The following is an 8,431-nucleotide window of genomic DNA, read 5'->3' on the forward strand; positions in this document are numbered from 1 at the left end:
GGGGCCGTAGCCGCCCGGGCCGCCCGGCGGTGGCGTGCCCGGCGGAGACTGCGCGACGGCGAGGCCGGCGGCGGTGAGGACAAAGGCGGTGGCGCCGGCAACGAGCGGGTTCATGGGCGTTCTCCGGATGGATCAGGCCGTGTAGACGCGACGTGTCGCCGGCATGTGTCCGGCCATGGCCGAACTGTCGCAAATTGTCGCACTCAGGCGCCCAGCGCCCGATCGTCGAACAGGCCGTGGAACAGGCACGACCCGTACATCGCGATCGCCCGCTCGCGCGGCATGGTGGCGGCCCATTTGCGCATGTCGAAGGCGGCGTTCTGCAACGCCATCAGCGCCTGCGCGGCGATCAGCGCGTCGACCGGGCGGACCGAGCCTTCGGCGGCGCCGTCCATCATCGTGCCGGCATAGCGCCGCGCGATGCGGTTCGAGCGGTCCACCATCGCGGTCCGGACATCGACGGGCAGGCCGGACAGCGCGGTGGTGCGCAACAACGGCGCGCGCTCGGCGAACTGCACGTCGAGCAGCGTCGCCACCGCGCTGGTCAGCCGCTGCCAGTGCGAGCCGCCGGCGCGGTCGGCGGCGGCCTGCGCGTCGCCGATCGTGTCGAAGCTGCGCCGGTAGCAGGCGATCACCAGCTCGTCCTTCGCGTCCAGATGATGGTAGAAGCTGCCCTTGGTGACGTTGAGCTCGCCGGCGATGCGCTGGACGCTGGCGCCGCGATAGCCGAGCGTGTTGATCAGCCGGGTCGCGGCGATCAGGAACTGCGCGCGCCCCGGCTCGCGCTCCTCGTGCGCCAGGTCGAGCAGCTCGGGCGTCCAGCGCGCGCCGGGCACCGCGAGGCCGTGCGCGAACAGGTCCATCAGCCGATCGACGACGCGGGTCCACTGGTCCGGCTCGTAGCGGGCGAGCACCACCGGCAGCCAGAAGGTATTCTCCAGCAGCACGTGCGCGCGCGCGCCATGCAGGTCCTTGGCCGCGCGTGTCCCGGCCGCGCCCCAGAGCGCGCGGGTGCGCCGGAACACCTCGCGCCAGCCGGCCATCAGCCGCGTCCGCGCCGGCTCCTCCGTTGCGCGCAGGTCGGACAGCACCGCCAGCGGCCGCTCGGCCTCCTCGCGCACGCGGACCAGCCGTTCGAGGTTGAGCTGAAGATAGCGGCGCACGCGGTCGGCGGCGGTCGGCTCGCGCGCGGCGGTGTCGAGCATGCGGAGCAGGTAATCGAGCGTGTGCTCGAAGGCGGCGGCGGCCAGCTCGTCCTTGCGCTTGAAATAATAGGTGACGCTGGTGGTGTTGAGCCCGACACGGCGCGCGACATCGGCGAAGGTCATGCCCTTCGCGCTCTGTTCGTTGATCGCCTCGGCCGCGGCGGCGAGGATCGCATCGCGTTTGCGCCGAAAGCGCGCCGTGCCCGCCTCGGCGTCCTCTCCCGTCGCCCCCTCTCCGCTCATCCGGGGAAGCCTACCAGTTTCGTTTCGAAGGACCAGCCCCTTCGTCACGCTTGGTCCACACGCATACGGGCGTGTTTACCGAAGATCGGGTACGCTCTAGGGCTCAAGTCAGGGAGAGAGCCGTGGACTTCACGCTGAGCGAGCGCGAGACCCATTTTCGCGACCGGGTGCGCGATTTCATCGCGCGCGAAATCGCGCCGCGTGACGACCAGTATCGTCAGCAGGCGAGCGAGGGCGAGCGCTGGAAGGTGATCCCGGTGATCGAGGCGATGAAGGAAAAGGCCAGGGCCGCCGGCCTGTGGAACTTCTTCATGCCGCCGCCGTCGGGTCAGCATCAGGTCGACGACACGTTCGAGTTCGAGGGCGCGCGACTCACCAACCTCGAATACGCGCTGTGCGCCGAGGAGATGGGCAAGATCGGCTGGGCGTCCGAATGCTTCAACTGCTCGGCGCCCGATACCGGCAACATGGAGGTGTTCCACCGCTATGGCACCCGGCCGCAGAAGGAGCGCTGGCTCAAGCCGCTGATGCATGGCGAGATCCGTTCCGCCTTCCTGATGACCGAGCCGGCGGTGGCGTCGTCGGACGCGACCAACATCGAGACGCGGATGGAGCGGGACGGCGACCACTACGTCATCAACGGCACCAAATGGTGGTCGTCGGGCGTCGGCGATCCACGCTGCGCGGTCGCGATCGTGATGGGCAAGACCGATCCGGCGGGCGCGCGCCACGCGCAGCAGTCGCAGCTGATCGTGCCGTTGGACACGCCGGGCGTGACGATCAAGCGGATGCTGTCCGTCTATGGCTATGACCATGCGCCGCACGGCCATGGCGAGGTCGAACTGAAGGATGTGCGCGTGCCGGTGGAGAACGTGCTGCTGGGCGAGGGACGTGGGTTCGAGATCGCGCAGGGGCGGCTGGGGCCGGGGCGCATCCACCATTGCATGCGTACCATCGGCGTCGCGGAGACCGCGGTCGCGGCGATGGCGCGGCGGCTGCTCGGCCGCGTCGCGTTCGGCAAGACGCTGGCGAGCCAATCGGTCTGGGAACAGCGGCTCGCCAAGGCACGCACGGACATCGAGATGACGCGGCTGCTGTGCCTGAAAGCCGCCGACATGATGGACAAGGCGGGCAACAAGAGCGCGCAGCTGGAGATCGCGATGATCAAGGTGGCGGCACCCACCATGGCGCTGCAGATTCTGGACGACGCGATCCAGGCGCATGGCGGCGGCGGCGTCTCCGACGATTTCCACCTGGCGAGCGCCTGGGCGTCGATGCGGACGCTGCGCTTCGCCGACGGACCCGACGAGGTGCACAACCGGGCGATCGCGCGGCACGAGTTCGGCAAATACGCGGAACACCGCGCGCCAGCGGAGAACGACCGGCGGGTGTCGCCGGGCGACGTGGCGGCGAGCCGCTGATCCACCTTCGCGGGCGAACCGCGGATGCGGATGGAGGACATGATGGCTGACGACACGCCGGCGACCATGGCCGGTACGATCCCCGTCGCGGACAGGGACCGGCTCGACCTCGATCGGCTTGCCGCCTGGATGACCGCCAACGTCGCCGGGTTCGTCGGGCCGCTCGCCTATGAGAAGTTCGCCGGCGGGCAATCCAACCCGACCTACAAGCTCTCCAGCCCGTCCGGCCCCTATGTGCTGCGCCGCAAGCCGTTCGGCAGGCTGCTGCCGTCCGCGCACGCGGTCGATCGCGAGTACCGCGTCATCGCCGGGCTGTACCCGACCGGCTTCCCCGTCGCGCGGCCGTATGGCTTGTGCACGGACGAGGACGTGATCGGGACGATGTTCTACGTCATGGGATATGCGCGGGGGCGCAACCTATGGGACGGGACGCTGCCCGATGTGCCGGCGGCGGAGCGGACCGCGATTTATCATGCGATGGGCGACACGCTCGCCGCGCTCCACAACACCGACCACGTCGCCGCCGGACTGGCCACCCATGGCAAGCCGGGCAACTATTTCGCGCGGCAGGTGGAGCGCTGGACCCGGCAGTACCGGATGTCCGAGACCGAGCCGATGCCGGCGGTCGAGCGGCTGATCGAGTGGCTGCCGCGCACGGTGCCCGAGCAGACGCGGACCAGCATCGTCCATGGCGACTATCGCATCGACAACATGATCTTCGCCTCCGCCGAGCCGCGCGTAGTCGCGGTGCTCGACTGGGAGCTGTCGACCCTGGGCGATCCGCTGGCGGACTTCAGCTATTTCCTGATGAGCTGGGTGACGCCGCCCGACGGACGCGCTGGTGTGATGGGACGGACGGGGCCGGCGACGGGCATCCCCACGGTCGAGGAGATGGCCGAGCGCTATTGCCTGGCGACGGGGCGCGACGGCGTGCCGGACCTGAACTGGTATTTCAGCTACAACCTGTTCCGGCTGACCGGCATCGTGCAGGGGATCAAGCAGCGCATCGCCGACGGCACCGCGTCGAGCGCGCAAGCGGAGCGGAGTGCCGCCGGTGTGTACCGACTGGCGGCGGCGAGCTGGGCGTTCGCGGAGAAGGCGGGGGCGTGACGGGGCGTCCGATGCGCTTCCAGGATAGATCCATCATCGTCACGGCGCGGGCTCCGGCACCTCGGGCGGGCTCGCGAGCATCGTCGAAGTGCCGACGACGTGATCGTGCGCTGATCAGGCGGCCGCCTGCCGCTCCGCGAACCCGCCGAAATAGCCGCTCAGCGTCGGGTCGGTGATCGGCGCGATCAGCGCGGCGACCGCGTCGGAGATACTCGCGCTCGCCGCCGGCGTCCGCCCCGCCTGCGCGCCCATCGCCCAGCGCGGGAACTGGCGCTCGGTGATGGTCGCGCGCGCGAGTTCCACCACGGCGAAGTGGCGCGGGTCGGCGTGGATGCGGCGATAGGTGGCCAAGACCGCGTCAGTCGGGCCCTCCAGCGCCTGGAGGAAGCGCCTGCCGCCGACGATCAGCAGGCCGCTGACCTCGACGGCCGCGTTGTTGCGTCGGGAGGCGCGCAGGATATCGGCGAGCATCTCGGGCGTGACGGGCTGACGCGAGGTGCTGATGTAGAGCAGTCGGATCATGGGCGGCGAGTTTCCCTTCTCGCCGACCGTCGTAGCCCTGATCGTCCAAAGAGCCGATTAACCGCGAGTCTAACCTGCATCAGGGTCGGAGCCGGATCAGTCCTTCCTGCGCGACGCTCGCGACCAGTCGGCCGTCGCGCGTGAACACCCGGCCGCGATTGATGCCGCGGCCGTGCCCCGCCCAGGGGCTGTCGGTCGCGTAGAGCAGCCACTCGTCGGCGCGCGCCGGCTCGTGCAGCCAGAGCGCGTGGTCGAGGCTGGCGGCCTGCAGGCCGGGCGTCATCCAGCTGACGCCGTGCGGCATCATCGACGTCGCCATCAGCGCCATGTCGGACGCATAGGCGAGCGCGGCGCGGTGCAGCGCGGGATCGTCGGCGATCGGGGCCACGACGCGAAACCAGCTATGGCTGATCGGCGGGCGCGCGACGGGGCTGAACCAGCCGCGCGGATGGACCGGACGGATGTCGATCGGCGACCGGCGGCGCAGAAAGGCGACGCGCGATCCCTCGGGGATCAGGTGCGCGTGTTCCCGACGCAGCTCGGCCTCCGACGGGAGATCCTCGGGGCCGGGGAGGTCGGCGGGAAGCGGGTCCTGATGCGCGAGGCCGTCCTCGGGCACCTGGAACGAGGCGATCATGTTGAGGATCGGCGCGCCGCGCTGAAGCGCGATCACGCGGTGATTGGCGAAGCTCCTGCCGTCGAAATCGCGGACGACGCGATAGATGATGGGCAGCCGCTCGTCGCCGGCGCGCATGAAATAGGCGTGGAGCGAGTGCGCGACCTTGCCGTCTACCGAGCGCTGCGCCGCCTGGAGCGCCTGCGCGATCACCTGCCCGCCGAACACGCGGCCCTCGCCGCCGGGGTTGCGGGCACCGCGATACAGGTCGGTGTCCAGCTCCTCGCCATCGAGCAGCGCGACCAGCCCGGCGGCAAGCTCGGCGGGGAGGGGCGGCATCCAGTCGTCGGTCATCAATAGCCCGCCGCCGTCGCCAGCGCGTCGGCGTGGAAGTTCGGATCACCGAACAGCTCGGCGAGCACGCGGTGGCGCTTCATGAAGAAGCCGATATCATATTCATCGGTCATGCCGATGCCGCCGTGCATCTGCACGCCCTCCTGCACCGCCAGCGCGGTGGCGAGCGAGGATTGCGCCTTGGCGACGGACACCGCCTCGTCGGCACGGGGGCTGCCGGCGTCGAGCAGCTGCTGCGCCTTGAGCACGGCCGCGCGCGCGACCTCCAGTTCGGCGTACAGGTGCGCGGCGCGATGCTGGAGCGCCTGATAGCTGCCGATGGCGGTGCCGAACTGCCGGCGCTGCTTCAGATAGGCGAGCGTCAGGTCGGTGACGCCGCCGCCGACGCCGAGCAACTCGGCGGCCGCGCCGGTGCGGCCGGCCCGGAGCATCCGATCGAGCAGCGGGATGCCTTGGTTGACCTGGCCCATCAACGCATCGCCCGCGACGACGACCTCGTCGAAGGTGACGTGCGAGGCGAGGCTTGCGTCGGCCAGCCGCACCGTCTCGATCGAGACCCCGTGGGTCCGGGGAGAGACCAGGAAGACCGACATGTTATAGCCCTCCTCACCAGGCCGGCCACCAGTGACCGCCGAGACGATCAGCATGTCGGCGACGTGACCCTGCACCACGAACTGCTTGCGGCCGTTCAGCTTGAAGCCGTTGCCCGACGGCGTGGCCCGCACGGCCCCGTTGATCGGGCGATGCTTGGCGCCGCCGTCCAGCGCCAGGGCGAACAGCGTCTCGCCGGCGGCGATCGAGGGAAGCCATCGCCTGGCCTGATCCGGATAAGCTCCCTTGAGCGCCTCCACCGCCGCGACCGCCGTCGTGAGGAAGGGGGACGGCGACAGGTTGCGCCCAATCTCCTCCAGCACGATGCCGGCCTCGACATGACCCAGGCCGAGCCCACCCGCCTCCTCGCCGATCAGGATGCCGGTGAAGCCCATCTCCGCGAACTGCTTCCACAGGTCGCGGGAGAAGCCGGTCGGGTCGCCGGCGTCGCGGAGCCGGCGCAGGTGCGCCACGGGCGCGGCATCGGCGATGAAGTCCCGCGCGGTGTCGCGGAGCATCTGTTGCTCGTCGTTCAGATACAGGGGCATTTCTCATTCCTTCTCCCCCTCCCCTTCAGGGGAGAGGGTCGGGGAGAGGGGCAGTGACGGACGTGCCGCTCAGCCCCTCTCCCGACCTTCGCTTCGCTCGGTCATCCTCTCACCTGAAGGGGAGAGGGAATTAGATCAGGCGTCCGGCAGCTCCAATACGCGCTTGGCGATGATGTTGAGCTGGACCTCGCTCGTCCCGCCCTCGATCGAATTCGCCTTGGTGCGCAGCCAAGTGCGCGGCGCGGCGCCGCCGTTGGAGCGATCGCTCTCCCATTCCAGCGCGTCCGAGCCACCGGCCGCCATGAGCAGCTCGTGACGGCTCTTGTTCAGCTCGGTGCCGTAATATTTCATCATCGACGGCTGGGCCGGATGCGCGCGGCCCGCCTTCAGCTCGTCGATGAACCGCTCCGACATCGCGCGGAATGCCTTGGCGCGCACCTCGAACATCGCGATCTGGGCCCGCAGCAGCGGGTCGGTGTGGAAGACGCCGCTCGCGATCGCGCTCGCGACCAGCGGGTTCTCGCCCTGGTCGCCCAGCCCCATGCCCGAGATCATCTCGCGCTCGTGGCCGAGCAGGTATTTGGCGACGTCCCAGCCCTTGTTCTCGTCATGGACGCGCTGACCCCTGGGCACGCGGACATCGTCGAAGAAGGTCTCGCAGAAGGGCGAGGTGCCGCTGATCAGCAGGATCGGCCTGGTGGAGACGCCCTGGCTCGCCATGTCGAACAGCAGGAAGCTGATCCCGCCCTGTTTCGACTCCTTCGACGTCCGGACCAGGCAGAAGATCCAGTCGGCCTGGTCGGCGTAGCTGGTCCAGACCTTCTGGCCGTTGACGATGTAATCGTCACCGTCCGGCACCGCGCTGGTGGCGAGGCCGGCGAGGTCGGAGCCGGCATTGGGCTCCGAATAGCCCTGGCACCAGCGGATCTCGCCGCGCGCGATCCTGGGGAGGTAGTCGCGCTTCTGCTCCTCCGTGCCGTATTTCAGCAGCGCCGGCCCGAGCATCGAGATGCCGAACGAGTTGAGCGGGTTGCGCGCGTGGATCGCGGCCATCTCCTCGCGCAGCACCTTGGTCTCGGCCGCGCTCAGGCCGCCGCCGCCATAAGCCACGGGCCAGTCGGGGACGGTCCAGCCGCGCTCCCCCATCGCCTGGAGCCAGCGGGCCTGGGGCGGGTTGCGCGCGGGATCGTAGCGGCGCCCGCCCCAGCAGATATCGGCGTCGGAGCGCAGCGGCTCGCGCATCTCGGGCGGGCAATGCTCGGCCAGCCAGGCTTGGGTGTCGGCGCGGAACGTGTCGAGGTCGGTCATCAGCGGCTCCAGACGAGGCCGTGCGCGGCGCGCGCGACGGCGATGGCGGTATGGTCGGCGAACGGCGCGGCGATCACCTGCGCGCCGGTCGGCAGGCCGTCCTGATCGACGCCGGCCGGGAAGCAGGTCGCGGGCAGGCCCGGATAGGTCGCGACACCGGGCCAGGCGAGCTGCGCGTCATAGGCGGTCGCGACGCCGTCGATCGTCAAAGTCCGGGCATCATAGGGATCGTCGCGGTGCGCAAAAGCGGTGACGACATTGGGCGGCGCGATCACCGCGTGGTACCGCTCGAACAGCCGCCGCCACGCGCGAGTGGTGCGAGCCTGTTCGTCCAGCGCGTCGAACCAATCCGAAGCGGTGGCGACTCCGCCGTCCAGCCAGGCAGCGCCGCGCGTGAGCGTGATCGTCAGCATCCGGCGGTAGCGGGCGTGCTGGCCCGCGAGATCGGGCAGCAGCTCGCTCGCGGTGTCGACCCGCGCGCCGTCGCGCGCCAGCGCCGCGCCGACCCGCTCG

At 69.9% G+C, this 8,431-nt stretch carries 8 protein-coding genes; 2 read left to right on the top strand and 6 right to left on the bottom strand.

What is annotated here, in order from left to right:
• Positions 1-203: 203 nt before the first annotated feature.
• Complete coding sequence (locus HUU95_RS03295) at positions 204-1,448, bottom strand: TetR/AcrR family transcriptional regulator (RefSeq protein ID WP_174278797.1); 1,245 nt, start codon at positions 1,446-1,448, stop codon at positions 204-206.
• A 122-nt stretch (positions 1,449-1,570) separates the two neighbouring features.
• Here HUU95_RS03295 and HUU95_RS03300 point away from each other — a divergent pair, with 122 nt between their 5' ends.
• Positions 1,571-2,869 carry an acyl-CoA dehydrogenase family protein gene (locus HUU95_RS03300; protein WP_174278798.1) on the top strand — a complete coding sequence of 433 codons (1,299 nt, stop codon included), beginning with the start codon at positions 1,571-1,573 and terminating at the stop codon, positions 2,867-2,869.
• A gap of 42 nt (positions 2,870-2,911) precedes the next feature.
• Positions 2,912-3,979: a phosphotransferase family protein gene (locus HUU95_RS03305; RefSeq protein WP_174278799.1), complete on the top strand. Its 1,068-nt coding sequence runs from the start codon at positions 2,912-2,914 to the stop codon at positions 3,977-3,979.
• 114 nt (positions 3,980-4,093) lie between these two features.
• Here HUU95_RS03305 and HUU95_RS03310 read toward each other — a convergent pair whose 3' ends face one another.
• From HUU95_RS03310 to HUU95_RS03330, 5 genes are all read right to left on the bottom strand, one after another.
• Complete coding sequence (locus HUU95_RS03310; RefSeq protein ID WP_174278800.1) at positions 4,094-4,501, bottom strand: BLUF domain-containing protein; 408 nt, start codon at positions 4,499-4,501, stop codon at positions 4,094-4,096.
• 79 nt (positions 4,502-4,580) lie between these two features.
• Positions 4,581-5,471 carry an acyl-CoA thioesterase gene (locus HUU95_RS03315; RefSeq protein ID WP_174278801.1) on the bottom strand — a complete coding sequence of 297 codons (891 nt, stop codon included), beginning with the start codon at positions 5,469-5,471 and terminating at the stop codon, positions 4,581-4,583.
• Positions 5,471-6,610, bottom strand: coding sequence for an acyl-CoA dehydrogenase family protein (locus tag HUU95_RS03320; protein ID WP_174278802.1), 1,140 nt, complete (start codon positions 6,608-6,610; stop codon positions 5,471-5,473). Before HUU95_RS03320 ends, HUU95_RS03315 begins: the two co-directional genes overlap by 1 nt.
• Before the next feature lie 135 nt (positions 6,611-6,745).
• Positions 6,746-7,921, bottom strand: a complete 1,176-nt coding sequence (locus HUU95_RS03325; protein WP_174278803.1) for an acyl-CoA dehydrogenase family protein — start codon at positions 7,919-7,921, stop codon at positions 6,746-6,748.
• Positions 7,918-8,431, bottom strand: a 514-nt coding sequence (locus tag HUU95_RS03330) for an amidase family protein (protein WP_254602594.1), incomplete at its 5' end; no start/stop codon positions are given. The genes HUU95_RS03330 and HUU95_RS03325, both read right to left, overlap by 4 nt.

It is taken from the genome of Sphingomonas bacterium, from assembly GCF_903643065.1.
In the GTDB taxonomy this organism is placed as follows: Bacteria; Pseudomonadota; Alphaproteobacteria; order Sphingomonadales; family Sphingomonadaceae; genus Sphingomonas.